This is a genomic window from Cupriavidus pauculus, from assembly GCF_008801835.1.
GTDB lineage: Bacteria > Pseudomonadota > Gammaproteobacteria > Burkholderiales > Burkholderiaceae > Cupriavidus > Cupriavidus pauculus.
The window spans coordinates 194,983-218,061 of the sequence record NZ_VZOW01000001.1 but is presented as its reverse complement, the minus strand read 5'-3'; the positions used below and the strand labels follow the sequence as shown (position 1 = coordinate 218,061).

Annotated in this window: 17 protein-coding genes; 11 read left to right on the top strand and 6 right to left on the bottom strand. The window is 67.5% G+C overall.

Features of this window, described 5'->3' with window-relative positions; translation table 11 throughout:
* The first annotated feature begins 27 nt into the window (after nt 1-27).
* The 9 genes from F7R19_RS00955 to F7R19_RS00915 all read left to right on the top strand — a co-directional run bounded on the left by F7R19_RS00955 (nt 28) and on the right by F7R19_RS00915 (nt 10,529).
* A complete protein-coding gene (locus tag F7R19_RS00955; RefSeq protein ID WP_150979061.1) occupies nt 28-1,338 on the top strand; it encodes an alkaline phosphatase family protein in 1,311 nt (436 codons plus the stop codon).
* Between the two features lie 75 nt (nt 1,339-1,413).
* Nucleotides 1,414-2,742, top strand: coding sequence for a cytochrome-c peroxidase (locus F7R19_RS00950; RefSeq protein WP_223505723.1), 1,329 nt, complete (start codon nt 1,414-1,416; stop codon nt 2,740-2,742).
* Between the two features lie 412 nt (nt 2,743-3,154).
* Nucleotides 3,155-3,826: a CDP-alcohol phosphatidyltransferase family protein gene (locus F7R19_RS00945; RefSeq protein ID WP_061955024.1), complete on the top strand. Its 672-nt coding sequence runs from the start codon at nt 3,155-3,157 to the stop codon at nt 3,824-3,826.
* 8 nt (nt 3,827-3,834) lie between these two features.
* On the top strand, nt 3,835-4,683 hold the full coding sequence (locus F7R19_RS00940; protein ID WP_150979060.1) for a HalD/BesD family halogenase: 849 nt from the start codon (nt 3,835-3,837) through the stop codon (nt 4,681-4,683).
* The gene (locus F7R19_RS00935; RefSeq protein WP_061955020.1) at nt 4,680-5,735 is read left to right on the top strand and encodes a lysylphosphatidylglycerol synthase domain-containing protein; all 1,056 of its coding nucleotides are present in this window, start codon (nt 4,680-4,682) and stop codon (nt 5,733-5,735) included. Before F7R19_RS00940 ends, F7R19_RS00935 begins: the two co-directional genes overlap by 4 nt.
* A 35-nt stretch (nt 5,736-5,770) precedes the next feature.
* The gene (locus F7R19_RS00930; RefSeq protein WP_150979059.1) at nt 5,771-6,526 is read left to right on the top strand and encodes a phosphocholine cytidylyltransferase family protein; all 756 of its coding nucleotides are present in this window, start codon (nt 5,771-5,773) and stop codon (nt 6,524-6,526) included.
* Nucleotides 6,523-8,214 (top strand): phosphoenolpyruvate mutase, encoded by a 1,692-nt coding sequence (gene aepX / locus F7R19_RS00925; RefSeq protein WP_061955016.1) that lies wholly within the window; start codon nt 6,523-6,525, stop codon nt 8,212-8,214. Before F7R19_RS00930 ends, aepX begins: the two co-directional genes overlap by 4 nt.
* Entirely contained in the window at nt 8,211-9,398 is a 1,188-nt protein-coding gene (gene aepY, locus F7R19_RS00920) for a phosphonopyruvate decarboxylase (protein ID WP_150979058.1), read from the top strand. Before aepX ends, aepY begins: the two co-directional genes overlap by 4 nt.
* 63 nt (nt 9,399-9,461) lie before the next feature.
* Entirely contained in the window at nt 9,462-10,529 is a 1,068-nt protein-coding gene (locus F7R19_RS00915; protein WP_061955012.1) for a 2-aminoethylphosphonate aminotransferase, read from the top strand.
* Nucleotides 10,530-10,634: 105 nt separating this feature from the next.
* Here F7R19_RS00915 and F7R19_RS00910 read toward each other — a convergent pair whose 3' ends face one another.
* Nucleotides 10,635-12,224 (bottom strand): phospholipase D family protein, encoded by a 1,590-nt coding sequence (locus F7R19_RS00910; protein WP_150979057.1) that lies wholly within the window; start codon nt 12,222-12,224, stop codon nt 10,635-10,637.
* Between the two features lie 129 nt (nt 12,225-12,353).
* On the opposite strand from F7R19_RS00910, the gene F7R19_RS00905 reads away from it, so the two are divergent.
* On the top strand, nt 12,354-13,436 hold the full coding sequence (locus F7R19_RS00905) for an alkene reductase (RefSeq protein ID WP_150979056.1): 1,083 nt from the start codon (nt 12,354-12,356) through the stop codon (nt 13,434-13,436).
* Nucleotides 13,437-13,451: 15 nt separating this feature from the next.
* Here the strand turns inward: F7R19_RS00905 and F7R19_RS00900 are convergent, their stop codons facing one another.
* Complete coding sequence (locus tag F7R19_RS00900; RefSeq protein WP_084003903.1) at nt 13,452-14,570, bottom strand: aromatic ring-hydroxylating oxygenase subunit alpha; 1,119 nt, start codon at nt 14,568-14,570, stop codon at nt 13,452-13,454.
* A 291-nt stretch (nt 14,571-14,861) separates the two neighbouring features.
* Here F7R19_RS00900 and F7R19_RS00895 point away from each other — a divergent pair, with 291 nt between their 5' ends.
* A complete protein-coding gene (locus F7R19_RS00895; RefSeq protein ID WP_150979055.1) occupies nt 14,862-16,793 on the top strand; it encodes a PAS domain-containing hybrid sensor histidine kinase/response regulator in 1,932 nt (643 codons plus the stop codon).
* A gap of 106 nt (nt 16,794-16,899) precedes the next feature.
* On the opposite strand, the gene pdeM is transcribed toward F7R19_RS00895, so the two are convergent.
* The 4 genes from pdeM to F7R19_RS00875 are packed head-to-tail and all read right to left on the bottom strand — an operon-like array spanning nt 16,900 to nt 23,073.
* Nucleotides 16,900-17,601, bottom strand: coding sequence for a ligase-associated DNA damage response endonuclease PdeM (gene pdeM / locus F7R19_RS00890; protein ID WP_061955006.1), 702 nt, complete (start codon nt 17,599-17,601; stop codon nt 16,900-16,902).
* Nucleotides 17,598-20,366 (bottom strand): ligase-associated DNA damage response DEXH box helicase, encoded by a 2,769-nt coding sequence (locus F7R19_RS00885; protein WP_150979054.1) that lies wholly within the window; start codon nt 20,364-20,366, stop codon nt 17,598-17,600. Before F7R19_RS00885 ends, pdeM begins: the two co-directional genes overlap by 4 nt.
* Nucleotides 20,363-22,030, bottom strand: coding sequence for an ATP-dependent DNA ligase (locus tag F7R19_RS00880; protein ID WP_150979053.1), 1,668 nt, complete (start codon nt 22,028-22,030; stop codon nt 20,363-20,365). The genes F7R19_RS00885 and F7R19_RS00880 overlap by 4 nt, the downstream gene beginning before the upstream one ends.
* Nucleotides 22,027-23,073 (bottom strand): ligase-associated DNA damage response exonuclease, encoded by a 1,047-nt coding sequence (locus F7R19_RS00875; RefSeq protein WP_150979052.1) that lies wholly within the window; start codon nt 23,071-23,073, stop codon nt 22,027-22,029. Before F7R19_RS00875 ends, F7R19_RS00880 begins: the two co-directional genes overlap by 4 nt.
* Between the last annotated feature and the right edge of the window lie 6 nt (nt 23,074-23,079).

Genomic DNA, 23,079 nt, shown 5'->3' with positions numbered 1-23,079 from the left:
GCTTCCAAAAACGACAAGGACTTCCACATGTTCAAGCTTCTCCGCACGCGCTGGCCGGCCGCGCTGTGCGCCCTGTCTGCCGTAGCGGCCGCATTGGCCGTCACGGCATGCGGATCCGACGACAACAAGGCGGCGGACAACACCACGCCCGCCGTTGTGGCGCCCGCGCCAAAGACGATCCAGTCGATCAAGCACGTGTTTGTGATCACGCTGGAAAACGAGAATTACGCCACGACATTTTCTGCAACGTCGAAAGCGCTGTATTTGTCCAAGACACTCACGGCCCAGGGCGCACACCTGCAACAGTACTTCGGCACCACCCACGTCAGCCTGGGCAACTACATCGCCATGATCAGCGGCCAAGCCATCACCGCCGATACGCAAATGGACTGCATGGTCTACAAGGACTTTGCCTTGACCGGCATGGGCGATCACGGTCAGGCGATCGGCACCGGGTGCGTGTATCCGGCTTCGATCAAGACCCTGCCCGACCAGCTCAAGGCCGCCAACCTGGCGTGGCGCGGCTATATGGAAGACATGGGCAACGATCCGTCGCGTGAAAGCGCCACCTGCGGCCATCCGGCGCTGAATACCACGGACGGCACGCAGGCTGCGCAGGCCGCTACCAGCGGCGGTCTGCCTGCCGACCAGTACGCGACGCGCCACAACCCGTTCATGTATTTCCACTCGATCATCGATTCGCCCGATTGCGCCACCAATGTCGTCAATCTGAACAAGCTCAGCGATGATTTGAAGTCGATCGACACCACGCGGAACTTCACGTTCATCACGCCAAACCTGTGCAACGACGGCCACGACGGCGGCAGCAGCACCTGCGTGAATGGCGATCCGGGCGGCCTGGTTTCCGCCGATGCATTCCTGCAGAAATGGGTGCCGATGATCATGGCATCGCCGGCGTACCAGAAAGACGGGCTGATCATCATCAATTTCGACGAAAGCTCGTACGCCACGCAGTCGCTGGACAACTCGACCACGCCCCCGAAGCTGACCATGGCGTTCTCCGGCAACACCTGCTGCAACCAGCAGGCCGGGCCGAACGTACCGGCACCGTCGTTCCCGATCTCGCAAACCTTCCCGGCATCCGTGTCGCACTACCCGTACGACATCGAATTGTTGACGCAGAACTTCGGCGGAGACCGCACCGGCGCCGTACTGCTGTCGCCGTTCATCAAGGGCGGTACGGTATCGACCACGCAGTACAACCATTACTCGATGCTCAAGACGCTGGAGGACATCTTCCAGCTTGGCGGATACCTTGGCTACGCAGGCCAGGAGGGGCTCGCCACGTTCGGCACTGACGTGTTCACCAACCTGTGACGCGCCGCCGCGGCCGGCAACGGCCCGGCGCGCCCAGCCGCCGCGGGACAGTGCGCCCCGGCGGCTTTCGCCATCATGACGTCTCATTCTTCCTTTCTGCGCTGGCTGGGCGCTGGGCTGCTGTGTCTTGGCATGCTTGCCGGATGCCAGCCCCGGCACGGCGCCAGCCATGCCACCAGTACTCCAAGCGGCACCGCCGCATCCACACCGGGCGGCACCTCCGCAGATGCGCGGATGGCGCCCGCCGCTGCCGACCCCGACGCCGCAACGCTGGCGCGTCTGGGCAAGGCGATGTTTTTCGACCCAACGCTGTCGGCCTCGGGTCGCCAATCGTGCGCCAGCTGCCACGATCCCGATCATGGCTACGGCCCGCCAAACCGCCTGGCCGTACAACTGGGCGGCCCCCACCTCGATCGCCAGGGCAAGCGCGCCACCCCGGCGCTGGCCTATACGCTCAATGCCACGCCGATCTGGACTCATACCCAGGCGGCAAGCCTGACCGAGCGCCTGACCGAAACCGATAACCCGCCCAAGGGCGGCTTGATGTGGGATGGCCGCTTCAACAGCCTGCACGACCAGGCCGCCGGGCCACTGCTCGATCCTGACGAGATGGCCAACGAAAGCCGCGCCGCGGTGGTCGAAAAGCTTTCACGCGCCAGCTATGCCGACGCCTTCCGCGCCGCATTCGGCGCCAACGTGTTCGACCAACCGGAGCAGGCATTTGCGCTGGCGATGCGCGCGCTCGAACGCTTCGAACTGGATGACCCCAGCTTTCATCGCTTTGACAGCAAGTTCGACGCCTATCTGGACGGCAAGGCCGCACTGAGCGCCGCCGAAATGCGCGGGCTCAGGCTGTTTGCCGATCCCGAAAAAGGCAACTGCGCGGCCTGCCATTTGATCGACAAGCGCGCGGACGGCTCGCATCCGCTGCTGACCGACTACCAGTTCGCCGCATTGGGCGTGCCGCGCAACCCGGAGATTGCGGCCAACGCCGATCCCGCATATTTCGATCTTGGCCTGTGCGGCCCCAAGCGCGCCGACAAGGCCGAGCGCGCCGATTACTGCGGCATGTTCAAGACCCCCTCGTTGCGCAATACCGCAAAGCGCGGCGCGTGGTTCCATAACGGACGCTTTCACCGGCTGGAAGATGTGGTTCGATTCTATGTGGAACGGGATCTCAAGCCGGGCAGATGGTATCCGGCCGCGGGCAGGAGCCCGAGCGAAGTCACGCTCTACGATGACCTGCCCATGGCGCTGCGCGGCAATGTCGACCACGTCGATCCGCCATTCGACCGCAAGCCGGGCGCCAGGCCAGCCCTGAACGATGCCGAGATCCGCGACGTGGTGGCCTTCCTGAAAACGCTCGACGACGGCTACGTCCCCGCCGCGCGCAAGCGCCTTTAAGGCGTCTTGCTGCGAGCGAACCCCGCCGTGAGGCCATTGCCGACTCCGATGGCCGGCTCGAGGCGTTGAACATCCAAAAGCCCGTGCCCTGCCATCCCTCGCTATATATAGTGAGTGCGCTGCGCACCGTGCCCGACGCCGCGTGTGACGCGCGCGGGTCCGTCCGGCGGCAAGCCCGGGGGAAAGCCCGCTGCCTGACGTCGATCTCCCGGCCTGGCTTTGGGCGCCGCGCAATACCCGGGCGAAACCGCGGCATCAGGTCAAGCCGATGCCGCTGTGCCCCCTGCGCAACGTGCAGCGGCGAGGGAATCGGCGTATTCTGGCGAACTTGTCATTCCTGCGTCGTAGGCGTAGTGTTTCGCATCGCCACGCACCCCCGGGTGCCGCAGCCGCCCCACCTGATTGTCGACGGATGAACCAGAACGCCCCCAAATTCCCGGACGAGCCGCCCTTGCCGTCCACCTGGGATGCCCGCATTGCCCGCCATCTGGTGCGGCCCCTGAAAAATACCCGCATCACCCCCAATCACCTGACCACGCTGCGCCTGCTGATCGGCCTGGCCGGCATCGCCTGCATCGCGTGTGGCGGCTATGCCTGGACCAACTGGGGCGCGCTACTGGTGGTGATCTCGAATTTCGTCGATCACACCGACGGCGAACTGGCGCGAATTAGCGGCAAATCGAGCAAGATCGGTCATTTTTACGACCTCGCCAGCGATGCGCTGATTACCGTGCTGCTGTTCGTCAGCTTTGGCATGGCGACCGCCGCGACAGGCGCCGCCGCTGACGCCATTGGCCCGGTTTGGCGTGGCACCGTGGCGGGCCTGGCCGTGGCGCTGATCTTCTTCCTGCGCATGCGTATAGAATCGCGGGTTGGCAAAAGTGGCACCAAGCAGGCGTCGGCCGGAGGTTTCGAAACCGAAGACGTGTTGTACCTGCTTCCGCTGGTCACGCTGACGGACGGCATCGGACCGTTCCTGGCGGCGGCTTCGATCGGCGCTCCGCTGTTTGCCGTCCTTGTCATCATCGATTACTGGCGAGTCATGCGGCGCCCCCAGCCAGTGGCCACTACCACCGATCATTGAGATAGCCCATGCGTGAGCCAGTTATCAGCGACATCGCGCTCGATCCGCCCGTATCCCCGCAAGCCGCCCGCACTGCCCCTGCCGCCCAGGCCGGCCAAGCCGCGCGCCGTCCCGATGCCGCTGTCGCCAGCGTCGTCGCCCAGCTCGACACCGCGTCGCTGCGCGCCGATTTCGAGCGCCAGGGCGCGTTCCTTTACCTGGACAAATTTCTCGCGCCGGAAGAGACCGCGCAGCTGGTTGCGCTGGCGCGCTCGGCGCTGGCGCGCTCGCTGCAGGCCGATCTGAACCGCAACTACCTGCCCGGCCACAAGCAGGGCGGCAGCGTCAGCCGGCACACGATCGACGAGAAGGCACCGTTCATTGCCGAGCTGTACCGCTCGAAGGCGCTGATCCACTGGCTCGAACAGGTCACGGGCGACAAGCTCCAGCCCTGCCCCGATTCCGACCCGCACACCTACGCGCTCTATTACTACACGCGCCAGGGCGACCATATCGGCTGGCATTACGACACCTCGTATTACGACGGCCGCCGCTATACGCTTTTGATCGGCGTGCTCGACGAATCGTCGTGCCAGCTGGAATACGAACTGCACACCCGCAACCCCGATGTGGCCGACGAGCCCGGCGCGGTGCGCATCCCGCCGGGCGGCATCGTGCTGTTCGATGGCGACAAGCTGCGCCACCGCATCACGCCGGCCGGGCCCAACGAGATCCGCGTGTCGCTGACGTTCGAATACGTGACCGATCCGGGCATGCGCCCGTGGCTGCGTTTCATCTCGAACATGAAGGACGCGGTGGCCTATTTCGGCTTCCGGCAGGTTTTCCGGCGTTTGCTGGGCGGGAAGTCACGGGCGTGAGTCGTGCAGCATTCCTTCTGTTGTCGGTAGGCGCGGCGCTGTTCGTCGGCCTGCTGGCGTGGCAGGGCTTTGGCGCGGTTACCAGCACGCTGCTGTCCGCCGGCTGGGGCCTGGCCGTAGTTGCCCTGTTCCACCTGATTCCGCTGGCGCTCGACGCCGGCGCCATTGCCGTCCTGCTCGACCGCAAGACCCGCCACGGGTCGTTCTGCAGCTCGCTGAAGGCGCGCTGGGCCGGCGAGGCGGTCAACAGCCTGCTGCCGGCTGGCCAGATCGGCGGCCCGGTGCTGATGGTGCGCTACCTTGCGCATCGCGGCGCGCGGATGCGCGATGCCGCCGCGGCCATTACCGTCAGCACCACCACGCAGGCGCTCTCGCAGATGCTGTTCGCGCTGCTCGGCATCATGGTGTTCGGCGCCAACGATGATCTGTCCGACTACCGCGCGCCGATCGTCGCTGTCACGGTGGTGCTCGGCGCTTGCGTGCTGGGGTTCTGCGTGCTGCAGCGCCGCGGCATGTTTGGCCGGGTGATGCGCATCGGCCAGAAACTGTTCGGCAAGCGCGCCGGCAATAGCGAAGGCAATGACGAAGGGGCGGCAGCCGACGCGAAGCCGGGCCGCTGGGCCGGGCTGGCGCTGCGCGCCGATGCCGTGGACGGTGCGATTCGGGAACTGTATCGCGATCGAAAAAAGGTCGCGGCCAGTTTTGGCCTTAACCTGCTGGGGTGGATCGTCGGCACGGGCGAGGTTTGGTTGATCCTGTATTTTCTTGGCCATCCCGTGGGCTGGCACGAGGCCCTGCTGCTGGAAAGCGTGGGCCAGGCGATCCGCGGCGCCGCGTTTGCCATCCCCGGTTCGCTCGGCGCGCAGGAAGGCGGCTACCTGCTGCTGGCGCCGCTGGTCGGCCTGCCGCCGGACGCCGCACTGGCGCTGTCGCTGGCCAAGCGCGTGCGCGAACTGGCGCTGGGCATCCCCGGACTGGTGTATCTGCATTTCAGCGAGCGCAAGTTCCAGCGCCGCCGTGCCGCAACGGCCCTGTCGACCGAACGGGGCTAGCAAAACCGTCTCAATCTGCATGTGAGAACAACATAATGCGAGCAATCATTCTTGCCGCGGGCCTTGGCCTGCGACTTCAGCAACAGCCGGGCAAGCAGTTCCCGAAATGCCTGTTGCGTTTTGACGGGGTCACGCTGCTGGAGCGTCACCTGCGCATGCTCGACGCCGCCGGTGTGACCGAAGTCGTGCTGGCACTCGGCTTCGAGCCGCAGCAGGTGCAGGACGAACTGGCCCGCATGGGCCGCAACCTCGAAATCGTCATCAACCCGCGCTACGACCTCGGCAGCGTGCTGACCGTGCACACCGTGGCGGACGCCATGACGCGCGGCGGCGATGTCCTGCTGATGGACGCCGACGTGCTGTACGACGAACGCATCATGGCCAAGCTGGTGGCCGGCGACACCGTCAACCGCCTGCTGATCGACCGCGATTTCGAAGCCGGCGACGAGCCCGTGAAGCTGTGCCTCAAGGACGGCGTACCGGTGGAATTGCGCAAGCAGCTGATGGCCGACCTGCAATACGACACCATTGGCGAATCGGTCGGCTTCTTCCGCTTCAAGGAAGACTGCGCGCGCCGCCTGGCCGAAATCGTCAAGGGCTACGTCGACAGCGGCCGCGCCAACATGCCGCACGAAGAAGCGGTGCGCGACCTGCTGCTGGAACGCTCGCACGTGTTCGATACCGCCGATGTCACCGGCGCGCCCTGGATCGAAATCGATTTTCCCGGCGACGTGGCTCGCGCCGCCGAAGAAGTCCTGCCCCAACTTCTGCCCGTAGGAATCGCACAATGAACGCCATCGACCCGAACCTGCTCGCCACCTCGCGCGCCGCCCGGCTGCGCCAGATGCTGCTGTCCAACGACCTCGAATTCATCATGGAGGCCCATAACGGGCTGTCCGCGCGCATCGTGCGCGAGGCCGGCTTCAAGGGCATCTGGGCGTCCGGGCTGGCGATCTCCGCCCAGTTCGGCGTGCGTGACAACAACGAGGCCAGCTGGACCCAGGTGGTGGATAACCTGGAGTTCATGGCCGACGCCAGCGATCTGCCGATCCTGCTCGATGGCGACACTGGCTATGGCAATTTCAACAACGTGCGCCGCCTGGTGCGCAAGCTCGAGCAGCGCGGCATTGCAGGCGTGTGCATCGAAGACAAGATCTTCCCGAAGACCAACAGCTTCATCGGTGGCGAACAGCAGCCGCTGGCCGATATCGACGAATTCTGCGGCAAGATCAAGGCGGGCAAGGATTCCCAGGCCGATGACAATTTCTCGATCGTGGCGCGCGTGGAAGCGCTGATCGCGGGCTGGGGCATGGAAGAAGCGTTGCGCCGCGCCGAAGCGTATCGCCAGGCCGGCGCCGATGCGATCCTGATCCACAGCAAGCTGTCCAAGGCCGACGAGATCGTCACGTTCGCGCGCGAATGGGCCGGCCGCGCACCGCTGGTGATCGTGCCGACCAAGTACTACAGCACGCCGACCGACGTGTTCCGCAAGGCCGGCATCAGCCTGGTGATCTGGGCCAACCACCTGATCCGCGTTGCGGCATCGGGCATGCAGGCCGTGGCCAAGGAAATCCACGACAGCGAAACGCTGATCAACGTGGAAGACCGCATCGCCACCGTCAACGAGATCTTCCGCCTGCAGGATGCCGACGAATACTCGGCCGCCGAGAAAATCTACCTGACCGGCGGGCAGGCGCCGAGCAGCGCCGTGGTGCTGGCCGCGGGCCGTGGCAAGGGCCTCGAGGCGCTGACCGAGGACAAGCCGAAGGTCATGCTGCCGGTGGCCGGCAAGCCGCTGCTGCGCTGGCTGGTCGACGGCTTCAAGAATCAGGGCATCAACGACATCACCGTGGTGGGCGGCTACAAGGCCGAGGCAATCGACGCCGCGGGCATCAATCTGGTGCGCAACGAACGCCATGCCGAAACCGGCGAACTCGCCTCGCTGGCGTGCGCGGCCGACACGCTGCAGACCGACACCGTGATCGCCTACGGCGACCTGCTGTTCCGCAGCTATATCCTGCGCGACCTGCTGGAAACCGACGCGCCGTTCAGCGTGGTGGTCGATTCGTCGGAATCGGCGCCGTCCAACCAGAGCGTGCGTGACTTCGCCTGGTGCTCGGCCGCCGATGACCGCGACCTGTTCGGCCAGAAGATCCTGCTGCGCAAGATTGCCGACGAGGTGCCCGCCGGCGACGCCCCGCATGGCCGCTGGATTGGCCTGCTGAGCGTGCGCGGCGAAGGCCGTGTGCGCCTGCAGAAGCTGCTGGGCGAACTGCGCCAGCGCGCCGATTTCGACAAGCTCGACCTGCCCGACCTGCTCAACGCACTGGTCGCCGCCGGCGAACAGGTCGAGGTCAAGTACGTGCACGGCCACTGGCGCGGTGTGAACGACCTCGAGGATTTCCGTCGCGCCGGCGATTTCGCGCATACGCAAACGCCGTACGCGCTGGGCAACAACGCTGGCGAGGCCGCTCGATGATCGAGGCGGTTCAATTCGTCCAGGCCGCGCGCGAGCGCGGTTTCGAATGGTATGCCGGGGTGCCCTGCTCGTACCTGACGCCGTTCATCAACTACGTGGTGCAGGACCCGTCGCTGCACTACGTGTCCGCCGCCAACGAGGGCGACGCGGTGGCGTTCATCGCCGGCGTGACGCAAGGTGCGCGCAACGGCGTGCGCGGCATCACGATGATGCAGAACTCGGGGCTCGGCAACGCGGTGAGCCCGCTGACGTCGCTGACCTGGACCTTCCGGCTGCCGCAGTTGCTGATCGTGACGTGGCGCGGCCAGCCCGGCGGCGCGGCGGACGAGCCGCAGCACGCGCTGATGGGTCCGATCACGCCGCAGATGCTCGATACGATGGACATCCCGTGGGAACTGTTCCCGACCGAAGCGGATGACGTCGGCCCGGCGCTGGACCGTGCCGTGGCGCATATGGATGCCACGGGCCGCCCCTACGCGCTGATCATGCAGAAGGGCAGCGTCGCGCCCTACCCGCTGACCTCGCAGACGCCGCCCGAGGTGCGCGCCCGCGCCACGCCGCAACACGCGTTTGCCGGCGCCGCGCAGCTGCCGAGCCGCCAGCAGGCGTTGCAGCGCGTGATCGCCCATACGCCGGTCCATTCCACCGTGGTGCTCGCGTCCACTGGCTTCTGCGGGCGCGAACTCTATGCGCTCGACGACCGGCCTAACCAGCTCTACATGGTGGGCTCGATGGGCTGCCTGACGCCCTTCGCGCTGGGGCTGGCGCTAGCGCGTCCGGACCTGAAGGTAGTGGCCGTCGACGGCGACGGCGCGGCGCTGATGCGCATGGGCGTGTTTGCCACGCTGGGCGCCTACGGTCCGGCCAACCTCACCCACGTGCTGCTCGACAACAACGCGCACGACTCGACCGGCGGCCAGGCCACCGTGTCGCACAACGTGTCGTTTGCGGGCGTGGCGGCGGCGTGCGGCTATGCGTCGGCCATCGAGGGCGACAACCTCGAGATGCTCGACGAGGTGCTGGCGGGCGCGGCCACGGCCGCCTCGGGGCCACGCTTCGTCTGCCTGCGCACGCGCCCGGGATCGCCCGACGGCCTGCCGCGTCCGTCGGTGACGCCGGTGGAAGTCAGCACGCGGCTGGGCCGCCAGATCGGCGCCGATGCGGGCAACACTCGCCCCGCCTGATCACCGCATGCCGCGCCACGCAACCCACGCCACGCCTCACACGAAAAATTGCCAAGGACCACCATGCTGCTGCTGAACCCGGGCCCCGTCACGCTATCGGAGCGCGTACGCAAGAGTCTGCTGCAAACCGACCTGTGCCATCGCGAAAGCGAATTCTTCGACCTCCAGGACGAAGCGCGCCAGCGCCTGCTGGAAATTTATGCGCTCGACCCCGCCGCGTGGTCGGCCGTGCTGATGACCGGTTCGGGCACGGCTGCGGTGGAAAGCATGATCGCCGGGCTGGTGCCCGCGCAGGGCAAGCTGCTGATCGTACAGAACGGGGTCTATGGCGAACGCATCGCGCAGATCGCGGCGCAATACGGGATCGCGCACACGCTGGTCACGCATGACTGGATGGAAGCGCCCGATCTGGCACGCATCGACGCCGCGCTGGCTGCCGATCGCGCCATCACGCACGTTGCGGTGATCCATCATGAAACCACCACGGGCCGCCTGAACGATCTGCCGGCCATCGACAAACTGTGCCAGGCGCGCGGCGTGCGGCTGCTGGTCGATGCGGTGAGCAGCTTCGGTGCCGAGGCGATCGACTTCGGCGGCAATATCGACGCCGTGGCCGCCACGGCCAACAAGTGCCTGCATGGCGTGCCCGGCGCGGCGTTCGTGATTGCGCGCCGCGATGCACTGGCCGGCGCGGCAAGCCGCACCTATTATCTCGACATCGCGCGCCACGCCAAACTGCAGGACCAGCGCAACACGCCGTTCACGCCGTCGGTCCATGCGTATTACGCGCTGGTCGAAGCGCTGCGCGAACATCGCGACGAAGGCGGCTGGCAGGCGCGCCACCAGCGCTATGCCGCATTGGCCGAAGAAGTGCGCAGCGGCCTCGCGGCACTGGGCGTCGAGGCGCTGTGGCCCGCCACGCAGTCGTCGGTGGTGCTGCGAGCCTACCGGCTGCCAGCAGGCGTCACGTACGAACAGCTGCACGATGGGCTCAAGGCGCGCGGCTTCGTCATCTATGCCGGACAGGGTGGCCTGTCGTCGCAACTGTTCCGCATCTCGACCATGGGCGCGTTGCACGCATCGGACATGCATCGCCTGATCGCGGGCTTCCGCGAAATCCTGCACCGGTAAAAGCGCGCCGCGTCGGCCGCCTTTTTTGTTGCGACGATGGCGCAACGATCAAGGCGGCGGCAGGCGCGGTCGCTGCGTCGCACGGCCGGCGCGGCCCGCCGGCCGCTAGAGCTCGCCCTCCACCGGCAGAATCCGCATCACGCCCTGCTTGAACTTGTCCCAGGCGTTCATGTCGGGCTCGCTGGTGTACGTGCGCAGCACGCCGCCCTCGCGCGTGATCCACTGCATCGCCCCGTCTTCGAGCACGACCTGGTACGCCGCATCGAGCAGCGACTCGTCGACGCCGCTGCCGAGCATTTCGCACAGCTCCTTGCTGTCGACCACGATCCCCATTTCCGTATTGAGTTTTGCCGAGCGCGGGTCGAGGTTCAGCGAGCCGATGAACAGGCGCTGCCGATCCACCATATACGTCTTGGCATGCAGGCTGGCGCGACTGCTGCCGCCCGGCCCGCGACGCTTCTTTTCCTTGGCAATCTCCGCATAGGCGCTCGGCTTCAGTTCGTACAGGATCACGCCGGCCTCCAGCAGCGCGCGGCGCTTGGGCGCGTAGCCGGCATGAACGATCGATACATCGGTGGCGCCATAGGAATTGGTCAGGATCCGCACTTGCACGCCGCGCTTCTGCAAGTCGATCAGCCAAGCCATGGCCGCTTTCGACGGCACGAAATACGGCGAGATCAGCGTGAGGTCGTGCCGGGCGCTGCCGAGAAACTGCACGAGCTTCGGGATCGCGTGGGTCGAATCGTCATCGGGCGGAGACAGCACCTTGGCCGCGCGGTCGGCGATCACCGTTGCGTCGCCCCAGAATTCGGGCAGCCGATCCTGCTGGATCAACTGCACGATGCCGGTTTCCAGCACCGACTTGCCGTACGGCGTGGCGCGCATGGCCACGGCGTGTTCGTCCAGATAAGTGCGCAGCTTCTGCTGTTGCGCCGCGGCCTCGTCGCCGCTCAGGGGCCGGGCCAGCGCCGACAGCGGATAGGCGGCCTCGCTGTTCCAGTAGTCGTCGAACACCGCGGAGACCTCCGGCACCACCGGTCCGGCCGCCAGCAGATCGAGATCGGTGAAATCGGTCTCGGACGCGCCGTAGTATTCGTCGCCGACATTGCGCCCGCCGACGATCGTCAGCTGGTTATCGGCGGTCAGCGACTTGTTGTGCATGCGCCGGTCAATGCGCCGGAAATCGATCACGTATTCGAACAAACGCACGTCGCGGCTGGCGAACGGATTGAACAGCCGCACCTCGACATTGGGATGCGCATCGATCGCGGACAGTGCCTGATCCAGCCCGGCGAGGTGAATGTCATCGAGCAGCACGCGCACGCGCACGCCGCGGTCGGCGGCGGCCATGATCTCGGCCAACAGCGTGAGGCCCGTGTTGTCGGGCTCGAAGATGTAGTACTGGACGTCGAGGCTGCGCTGCGCGGTGCGCGCCAGGGCGATGCGCATCGCGAACGCGTCGGTGCCCGACAACAGCGGATAGAACACGGCCTGCCCCGGATGGCTTGCCAGCCGCGGCGCCAGACCACGCGCCAGCGCGGTGTCGCTGGTGTCCTGCAGCGCGTGCTCCGGCGGCAGTTCGGGCCGCGGCGGCAGCCCCGCGCATGCCGCGGTCAGCAACGCCAGCAGCAGCATCAGCGGCCGCGCCAGCCGGCCCAGCGCCGTGTCGTAAGTCGCATGCGTACCGTGAGTCATTCCGCCCTCCGAGATTGTTCCAGTGGGAACAACGTAGCGATACTAAATCGCCGCTTGCGATAGTACCGCGCACTGCTATGCTTTCGTTACTTTCAACTTGATAGCTATATAGCTTTCGCACATATCGTTATGCCGACACTTTTCGACCCCCTGCAGATTGGCAGCCTCCGCTTGCCCAACCGGATCGTCATGGCGCCGCTGACGCGGCTGCGCGCGGCCGATCCGGTGCATGTGCCGAATGCGCTGATGGCCGAGTACTACACGCAGCGGGCGAGCGCCGGCTTGCTGATCTCCGAAGGCGTGCCGGTGTCGCCCGATGGCGTCGGCTATCAGAATGTGCCTGGTCTGTGGACCGACGAACAGGTGAGCGGCTGGAAACAGGTGACCGATGCTGTGCATCGCGCCGGCGGCCGGATCGTTGCCCAGCTGTGGCATGTCGGCCGCGTGTCGGACCCGAGCCTGCTGAACGGCCGCACGCCCGTGGCGCCGAGCGCCATCGCGCCGGCCGGCAACGTCAGCCTGCTGCGTCCGCAACGGCCGTTCGTCGTGCCGCGCGCGCTGACGGTCGAAGAAATCCGCCAGGTGGTGGCCGATTTCGGCCGCGCCGCCGCCAACGCCCGCGCGGCCGGCTTCGATGGCGTGACGATCCACGCGGCCAACGGCTATCTGCTCGACCAGTTCCTGCAGGACGGCAGCAACGTGCGCGACGACGCCTACGGCGGCTCGATCGAAAACCGCGCGCGCATCTTGCTGGAAGTGACGGACGCGGTCACGGCGGTGTGGGACGCCAGCCGCGTCGGCGTGCATCTGGCGCCGCGCTCGCCCAGCCATTCGATGGCCGACAGCCAGCCCGCGCAGACCTTCGGCTACGTGGCGCAGGCGCTGGGGCAACGCGGGATCGGTTTTCTGTTCGTGCGCGAGGCGCCGGGAGAAGGCGCGCTGCTGCCGCAACTGAAGCAGACATTCGGTGGCGCGGTGATAGCCAATGACGGATTCGACCAGGATGCCGCCCAGGCCGTGCTGGACCGCGGCGAGGCCGACGCCGTGGCGTTCGGTCGTGCGTATATCGCCAATCCGGATCTGGTGGAACGGCTGGCCCAGCGCGCGGCACTCAATGCGCTCGACCCGGCCACGCTGTACGGCGCGCCAGACGGCTCGCCAGCGCGCGGCTACGTCGACTATCCGACGCTGGACGCGCTGCAGGCGGGCTGAACCTGGCCGCAGGCATCAACCCTGAACGGGCTGGATTGGAATCACGGTGCGCGCGCCGCATTCGCGCAGCAGGTCGCGCAGTTCCTTGATGACCGGGAAGACCTCGTGGTTCCAGTCCTCGCCCTGGCGGTCGTGCGCGGCCTGCTCCATTTCCACGATCTCGCGGTCTTCCTTGAAGATGCGCTCGGTAAACCAGACCAGCAGCGGCCAGGCGATGTCGAGCGCGAACGGCACGCCCGGGCGGCGGATCGACAGCATGCCGAAGGTGCGGTTGGTGCGCTGCGCGGCGTCCAGCGGCACATAGGCGATCCACAGGTCCATCACCAGCGTGCCCGACCCGGAGCGAATCTGCAGCGTCTGATACGGATAGACGGTGCGCACCGTCATCACGTCCTTGTTGTTCTGGCCGCCGTCGTTGCCGAACACCAACGCCTCGCCTACCGGCTGCTTGCCGCCTTCACGCGTGAAGGTGTAGTCGACCTCGACAAAGCCCTCGCCGCGCCGGCGCCCCAGCGACCGCGCGCGCATCATGCCCATCTGCTTGCGATGCAGAAACTGATGGTTCATATCCATCAGGTTCTCGTGCATGAACGAGTAGTGACATTTCACCTCGCGGCCGAAGCGGCGCGTCTTGTACTTGGGATCTGCAACCGAGGCAAATTCGGGCAGCGGCGTCTGCTCGGCCAGCATCGGATTGCCCGGGAACACGAAGATCAGACCGGCGCGTTCCTCGCACGGATAGGCGCGCACGCCGTTGGGCAGGCGTTCCTTGCCCAGGTAAGGCACGTCGATGCAGCGGCCCGTGCAGTCGTAGGTCCAGCCGTGGTAGCAGCAGCGGATCGATTCTCCATCGACCACGCCCGCGTGTAGCGGCACCTGCCGGTGTGCGCAGCGGTCTTCCAGCGCGAAGATCTTGCCGGTTTGGGTGCGCACCAGCACGATCGGATCGCCGGCGAACTGCACGCCATGCGCGCGCCCGGGCTTGACCTCGCGCGACCATGCCAGCGGATACCAGTGATCAGGATGAATCGGGACACGACGCAGATCTCGCGGCGGCGCTTCGGGCAACACGGGCGCGCCGGGCGCGCTGGCGGGATCGGTGGCACGGCGGTCAAGCGCGGACTCTGCATACATGCGGGGCGTCTCCTTCGTCGTCCTGGAAACTCGCGCGGGGCCGGTACGGCCGTGCCGGATACGTCGAGCGAGTGAATCCCAACGAGTCTAACCCAATGCCGCACGGCTGGTCTGTCGGCTTTTCTCCGACTGGCGCCAAATGACTCAGACATGAGGGCGGGCGGCGCGGCGCTGGGCGCGCATTGGCACGCCGCGCCGCCGGGCCGCGGGACCGGCCGTGCGATGGATGGCGCGGCGCGCCGATTCGGGGTTATCCTTACCGCCACCATACAGAGACATGCCACAACGATCATGTCCCGATCCAGCCGGACAGTGACCCCCGACCCCGCGCCCGCCGCCGACACCGGCAACGCCCCCGCCTCATACCGCACGCTGGTCGAATCGATCAGCGACTACGCCATCTTTTCGCTCGACGCCCGCGGTTACATCACCAGCTGGAACGCCGGCGCGGCCCGCATCAAGGGCTATACGCGCGAGGAAATCATCGGACAGCATTTCTCGCGCTTCTACACTGAAGAAGCCAAGGCGCGCAACTGGCCCGCAACCGAACTCGAAGCCGCCGCGCGGCTGGGCCGGTTCGAGGACGAAGGCTGGCGCGTCCGCAAGGACGGCGGCCAGTTCTGGGCCAATGTGGTGATCACCGCGCTGCGCGACGAGCATGGCCGCCTGATCGGGTTCGGCAAGGTCACGCGCGACATGACCGAGCATCGCCGCACGGTCGAGGCGCTGCGCCAGAGCGAGGAGACATTTCGCTTGCTGGTGGAAAGCGTCAAGGACTACGCGATCTTCATGCTCGACGTCGACGGCCATGTCATGAGCTGGAATGCCGGCGCGTCATATATCAAGGGATACCGGCGCGACGAAATCGTCGGCAAGCATTTCTCCGTGTTCTACACGCCCGACGACATGGCCGCGGGCAAACCCGAGCGCGAACTGGCCACGGCCCGCGCGATCGGCCGTGTGGAAGACGAAGGCTGGCGCGTGCGCAAGGACGGTTCGCTGTTCTGGGCCTACGTGACGATCACGGCGGTCTACGATGGATCGCGCGAGCTGCGCGGCTTCGCCAAGGTCACGCGTGACATGAGCGAACGCAAGCGGCTGGAGGAACTGGAACAGTCGGAGCGACGCATGAACGAATTCCTGGCCACGCTCTCGCACGAGCTGCGCAACCCGCTGGCGCCGATGCGCAACGCGCTGACGGTGATGCAGATGCGTCGCGACGATCCCGCCATCATGCAGCGCAGCGTCGAACTGATCGATCGGCAAATGTCGCACATGACCCGACTGGTCGACGACCTGCTGGACGTGGGCCGGATTGCCGCCGGCAAGATCCAGCTGCAGCTCGAACACCTCGACGCGGCCGAAATCATCGCGCATGGCATCGAGGCGGCCGAGCCCGCCCTGATCGAAAAATCGCAGACCGTGCAAGTGACCAGCGACACCGCGCCAATGCCGCTGATGGCCGATCACACGCGGCTGGTTCAGGTGATGCAGAACCTGCTGCTCAACGCCTCGAAGTTTTCACCGCCCGGCACGGCCATCGACATCTCGGCGACGGTGCGCGACCGCATGCTGATCATCCAGGTGATCGATCACGGCCGCGGCATCGGGGCCCACGCGCTGGAATCGGTCTTCAATCTGTTCGCGCAGGAAGACCGGCCCGGCAGCAGCGCGCAAGGCGGTCTCGGCATCGGCCTGTCGCTGTGCCGCTCGCTGGTGGAAATGCACGGCGGATCGATCGCGGCGGCCAGCGAGGGCGCCGGACTGGGCGCCACCTTCACGGTGCAGTTGCCGCTGGCGGCGGCATCCGAAGCCGGCCGCCAGTCCGACGAGACGCCGCCCAGCCACGGCCGCACGCGGCGCGTGCTGCTGGTCGACGACAACCGGGACGCAGCCGACAGCATGGCGATGCTGCTCGAGATGTCGGGACACACGGTCGTCACCGCGTACGACGGCATGGAGGCACTGCACGTGGCCGCACGCGTGCGCCCCGATATCGCGCTGATCGATCTGGCCATGCCGGGCATGGACGGCTTCACCGTGATCCACGCGCTGCGCGCCATGCCGGCACTGTCCGACACGCGCTACGTGGCGCTGACCGGCTTCGGCCAGGCGTCGGACCGCGCACAGACCGCGGCGGCCGGCTTCCATGTGCACCTCGTCAAGCCCGTGGAAGTGGATCTGCTGCTGAAGATCGTCGCAGGCGACGCGGACGCGCCGTGATTGGCCGCAGTGGCCTCACCCACGCCGCCGTCGCCGATCCTTCCACCCTAGCCACCCTCCCCGCCCGGCGTGCTGCCGGTTTCCCCGCGCCATCCAGCCAGCCGCGTCAGCGCGGCGGCAAAGCCCACACCCGTCCACCGCCCACCGCATAGAGGCGCTCGCCCGCGCCGGCGCGCATCGTGGCGTGGCCGGTAAACGCCCCGAATGCAGGCAGGATCATGCCGTCCGGCGCGACGACGAAACATGGCAGGCGCAACGAATCCGCGCCCGCGCCGCGCAGCACGCAGGCCGGATGCAAATGGCCCGCCATCACATAGCCATGCGGCGACGCGCCCGGCGTGTGACACAGCGCGAACGGCGCGACGATCCACGGCTCGGCGACCACTTCGATGCCCAGACCTTCGGGCGGATCGCCGGCATGGGCGTCATGGTTGCCGCGCACCAGCGTGCAATGCACGCGCGACGGCATCGCGCGCCGCCAGTCGTGCAGCGCCAGCAGCACCGCCGCGGTGCGTGCGGCGCGCGCATGGAGGAAATCGCCCAGAAACACCAGTTCACGCGCCGGGTAGCGGCGGACCAGATCGGCCAGCCGGGCCAGATTGTCGGCGGTCGTACCGTGCGGCACCGGCTGGCCCAGCGCGCGGAACGCCGCCGCCTTGCCAAGGTGGACATCGGCCACCAACAGCATCGCGGCGCGGGGCCACCAGACCGCATGCTCGGGCAGCAGCCAGAGCGTCTCGCCAGCAATCTCGACGATCTGCGCGCCGGCTTCCCGCACGGCCGGGTCCTGGTTTGTGGCGGCACTCATAGCAGCGGCAGCGGTTTGGACGGCTTGCGCGGACGGCGCGCGCCGCGCGGTTTTCGTGTGCCATCCGCCGTGCGCGCGCCCGGCGCCCGGGCGTGATCGGCCATGCCAAAGCGCGCCAGTTCGGCCACGCGCTCGGCATCCACCGCGGGCGGCGAATCGTGCATCGGCCCGCGATAGCGGCTGGCATCGGCACTGGCCCGCGTGCGGCCTTGCCGGCTGGCGCGGGCCTCGCCGCCGGGGTCGGCATCGGGCTGCGCCGCGGCCAGCTCCAGTTCGGCCAGCATGCGCGCGATGCGGTCGGCCAGCTTCTCGGTGCTGAGCTTTTCGCGCAGGAATTCCACGATCAGCGGAAACGACAGCGGCGACGGGCGTAGCAGCGCGCGCAGGTCCAGCCGCAGCGCAGCCAGCCGCGTCAGCGTATCGGCCAGCCGGTGCGCGTCCAGTTCCTGCATCAGCACTTCGCGTTCGGCCTGGCCCAGCAGCAGGTTGCCGGGATCGTGCTTGCGGAACACCTCGTAGAACAGGCTCGACGACGCCTGCAACTGCCGCGCGCTGCGATGCGCACCGGGGTAGCCCTGGAAGATCAGCCCGGCCACGCGCGCGATCTCGCGAAAGCGTCGCAGCGACAACTCGCCCACATTGAGGCTGCCCATCACGTCGGCAGCAAGATCGCGCTGGCGCTCCTCGGCCAGCACCTGCGGCAGCCAGCGCGCCCAATCCATCGGCACCGACGACAGCAATTCCAGTCCGTAGTCATTGACCGCCACGGAGAACGTGGCCGGCACCTTTTGCCCGAAGCGCCATGCCAGCAGGCTGCCCAGCCCCAGATGGACCGAGCGCCCCGCGAACGGGTAGAGAAACAGATGCCAGCCTTCGCGCGAATGGAGCGTCTCGGCCAGCAACGTATTGGGCGATGGCAGCGCCGACCAGCGCGCCTGCAATTCGACGATCGGCGCGATCAGCGGCAGCTCGGGCGTGCTGGCCGGATCGAGCCGGCCCGCTTGCACCGCGTCGAGCGTCGCCACCACGGCATCGGCCAGTTCGGTCGATAACGGCATCTTGCTGCCATTCCAGCGCGGCACCGCCGGGCGTTTGCCGCTGGCGCGCCGCACATACGCAGTCATTTCCTGCACGCGCACCAGTTCCAGCAGGCGCCCGCCAAACAGGAAGCAGTCGCCGGGCGCCAGCCTTGCGATGAATCCTTCCTCGACCGTGCCCAGCGACGCGCCGCCACTGCCGGCGCGCGTCCAGAAACGCACCTGCATGGTGGCGTCGCTGACAATGGTGCCGACGCTCATGCGATGGCGCCGCGCCAGACGGGCATCGGGCACGCGCCACACGCCATGCTCGTCGGGCATGGCGCGTCGATAGTCCGGATACACGGACAGCGTTGGGCCGCCCTGCCGCACGAAATCCAGACACCAGCGCCACTCGTCGTCGGTGAGATCGCGATAGGCCCACGTGCGCCGTACCTCGTCGCGCAGCGCTTCGGCCTGGAATCCGCCGCCCAGCGCCACCGTGACCAGATGCTGCACCAGCACGTCCAGCGGCTTGTCCGGCGATTCGCGCGCTTCGATACGCCCGGCCTCGATTGCCATGCGCGCCGCCACCGACTCCACCAGTTCCAGCGAATGCGTGGGCACCACGGTCACGCGCGAGGCACGGCCCGGCGCGTGGCCCGAGCGCCCCGCGCGCTGCAGCAGTCGCGCCACGCCCTTGGGCGAGCCAATCTGCAGCACCCGTTCCACTGGCAGGAAATCGACACCGAGATCGAGACTCGATGTGCAGACCACCGCGCGCAACGCGCCGTTCTTCAGATTCAGTTCCACCCACTCGCGCACCGCGCGATCGAGCGATCCGTGATGCAGCGCGATCTGGCCGGCCCAGTCGGGCCGCGCGTCGAGCATGGCCTGATACCAGATTTCCGCCTGCGAGCGCGTATTGAGGAACACCAGCGAGGTGCTGCTCGATTCCAGTTCGCGCAGTACATGCGGCAGCATCGACAGGCCCAGATGCCCAGCCCACGGAAAGCGCCCGGCGCTGTCGGGCAGGAGCGTATCGACGATCAGCGTCTTGGGCGTGTGGCCGTGCACCAGCACGCGCCGCGCCTCCGGCACGCCGGCCAGCAGCACGTCACGCGCGTGCTCGAGATTGCCGAGGGTCGCCGACAGGCCCCACACGCGCAGATCGGGCTGCCAGCGATGCAGCCGCGCCAACGCCAGTTGCACCTGCACGCCGCGCTTGCTGCCGATCAGTTCGTGCCATTCGTCGACCACCACCAGCCGCACGCGGCCCAGCGCTTCTCGCGCATCGGCACGCGTCAGCAGCAAGGACAGGCTTTCGGGCGTCGTCACCAGCGCCGTGGGCAGCCGCCGCGCCTGCGCCGCGCGCTCGCTGCTGCCGGTGTCGCCGGTGCGCAGCGCCACGGTCCAGTCCAGCCCCAGTTCGGCCAGCGGCGCCTGCAGCGCGCGCGTGGTATCCGCCGCCAGCGCGCGCATCGGCGTCAGCCACAGCACCGTCAGCGGCGGCGGCAGCGCGTTGGGCCGTGCCGGCGGCTCGGCGAATGCCAGCAGCGCGCCGAGCCACGCCGCATAAGTCTTGCCAGTGCCCGTGGTGGCGTGCAATAGCCCGCTTTGCCCCTTGCCGATGGCGTCCCACACCTCGCGCTGGAAGTCGAACGGTTGCCAGTGGCGCGCGGCGAACAGCGCCGGCAGCGATTGCGCCACCGGCGGCGCCTGCACAAAAGGCGTATCGCCGGCGCTCATGCGGCGTCCCTGGCCTGCGGCGCGGGCAGCATCGCTTCGAGCGTGGCCAGCGTATCGGCTTCGTCGACCGGCTTGTCGGTGCGCCAGCGCAGCATGCGCGGAAAGCGCACGGCAATGCCGCTCTTGTGCCGGCCGCTGCGCGCGATGCCCTCGAATCCCAGCTCGAACACTTGCGTCGGCGTGACGCTGCGCACCGGGCCGAACGACTCCACCGTGGTGCGCCGCACGATGGCGTCGACCGCACGGATTTCCTCGTCGGTCAGCCCGGAATAGGCCTTGGCGAACGGCACCAGCGCGCGCTCCGGCGCGCCGGGCGGCGCATTCCACACTGCGAACGTGTAATCGGTATAGAGGCTGGCGCGCCGTCCGTGTCCGCGCTGGGCGTACACCAGCACCGCATCGACCGTGTAGGGATCGATCTTCCATTTCCACCAGACGCCGACGTCGCGCGTGCGTCCCGCGCCGTACGCGGCGCTGGCGGCCTTGAACATGAAGCCCTCGACGCCCAGCGCGCGCGATGTCTCGCGCAGACGGGCGAAGTGCGGCCAGTCATCGGCCTGGACCAACGGGCTGAGTTCCAGCGCGGGATGCACGTGATCGGCGATCACGCGCGCCAACTGCGCACGGCGCTCGGCCTGCGGGCGCGCGCGCCAGTCCTGGCCCTGCCATTCCAGCAGGTCATAGGCCATCAGGATCGCAGGCGCCTCGCGCAGCAGCTTCGCGTTCAGCGTCTTGCGCCCGATCCGTTGCTGCAACAGCGCGAACGGCTGCACCTGGCCGTCGATCCAGACGATGATTTCGCCGTCGAGCACGGTGCCATCCGGCAGCATGCGCGCGGCCTCGGCAAGTTCGGGAAAGCGCTCGGTGATCAGCTCTTCGCCGCGCGACCACAGCCACGACTGGCCGTCGCGACGCACCAACTGCGCGCGGATGCCGTCCCATTTCCATTCCACCAGCCATTGCGCCGGATCGCCGAGCACCGTGTCGAAATCGTCGACCGGCGCCTGCAGCGGATGCGCAAGGAAGAACGGATACGGTTGGCCGCCGCGCGGCGTCGCCTCGCCTGTCGCCGAGGTTGGCGCGATCAGCGCCAGAAAGCGCTCGGGTGTGGGCCGCGCGGAGATGTCGGTATAGCCGACCAGCCGCTCGGCAACGCGCTTGGGATCGACGCCCGCCACCTCGCCCAGTGCGCGCGTGACCAACAGCTTCGACACACCGACCCGAAACGCGCCCGTGATCAGCTTGAACAGCACCAGCCGCGCACGCGCGTCCAGCGGGCGCCACAGCACGTCGAGCGCCGCCGATAGTGTCTCGGGCGGTTGCCCGCGCAGCGGCAGCAGACGCTGCTCGACCCATTGCGCCAGTCCCGCCGTATCGGCGTGCTCGGCCTGCGGCAACAGCAGCGCGATGGTCTCGGCGAGGTCGCCAACGGCTTGATAGCTTTCCTCGAACAGCCACTCGGGCAATCCCGCCGCGCGTTGTGCAAGCTCGCGCAACGCAGCGACGGGCACGATCTGGCGCGGCTTGCCGCCTGCCAGAAAATAGACCGCCCACGCGGCATCGGCAGGCGGCGCGGCGCGAAAGTACTCGACCAGCGCGGCCAGCTTGGCGTTGCTCGATGTGGTGCCGTCCAGCGCGCTGTAGAGATCGGCGAACGCCTTCATGCCGTCACCTCCGCGGCGGCGCCGGTGCCATCGTCATCGTCAGCGAATTCCGTCGTAAACGCCTCGGCCGACAAGCCCTGCTCCGACAGGTAGCGCACCATCACCGGCACGTTGCCATGGGTGACGATCACGCGCTGCGCGCCCGTGGCGTCGATGGCCGACAGCAGGCCCGGCCAGTCGGCGTGGTCGGATAACGCAAAGCCACGATCGACGCCGCGGCGGCGGCGCGTGCCGCGCAGCTGCATCCAGCCGCTGGCGAAAGCATCGGAAGCGCTGCCGAAGCGGCGCAGCCAGGTGGAGCGCTGCGCCGACGGCGGCGCAACGACCAGCGCGCGCTGCAACGCCGGGCTGCGCGCGGGCAGGTCCGCGGTGGTGAGCGTTGGCGGCAGGGCCACGCCGGCCTCGGCATAGGCGCGGTTCAGGTTGGCCATCGCGCCATGGATCACGATGGGCCCGGGCATCTCCAGCGCCGCGCCCGCGTGGCGCATCAGTCCATGCAGAATGCGCTGCGCCTTGCCGAAGGCATAGCAGTACAAAACGCTGGCGCGCCCCGCCGCGGCGTTGACTTGCCACCAGTGAAAGATTTCGGCCATCAGCGTGGCCTGCGTGGGCCACCGATAAATCGGCAGGCCGAATGTGCTTTCGGTGATAAAGGTGTCGCAGCGCACCGGCTCGAATGGATCGCAGGTGCCGTCGGCTTCCACCTTGTAGTCGCCTGACGCCACCCAGACCTGACCGCCATGTTCAAGCCGCACCTGGGCCGACCCGAGCACATGTCCGGCGGGATGCAGGCTCAGCGTCACGCCATGATGCGTGATGCGCTGGCCGTAGGGCAACGTGTCGAGCGAAATCCCGGGCAGCCGCGCCAGCAGCACGCCGCGACCGGGTTCGGCGCACAGGTAGTGCGCGTGGCCAAAGCGGGCGTGATCGGAATGGGCGTGCGTAATCACGGCGCGCGCCACGGGCCGCCAGGGGTCGATATAGAAATCGCCGGGCGGGCAGTACAGCCCTTCCGGCCTTGCCACGATCAGGTCCGCCGCCATCGCCGC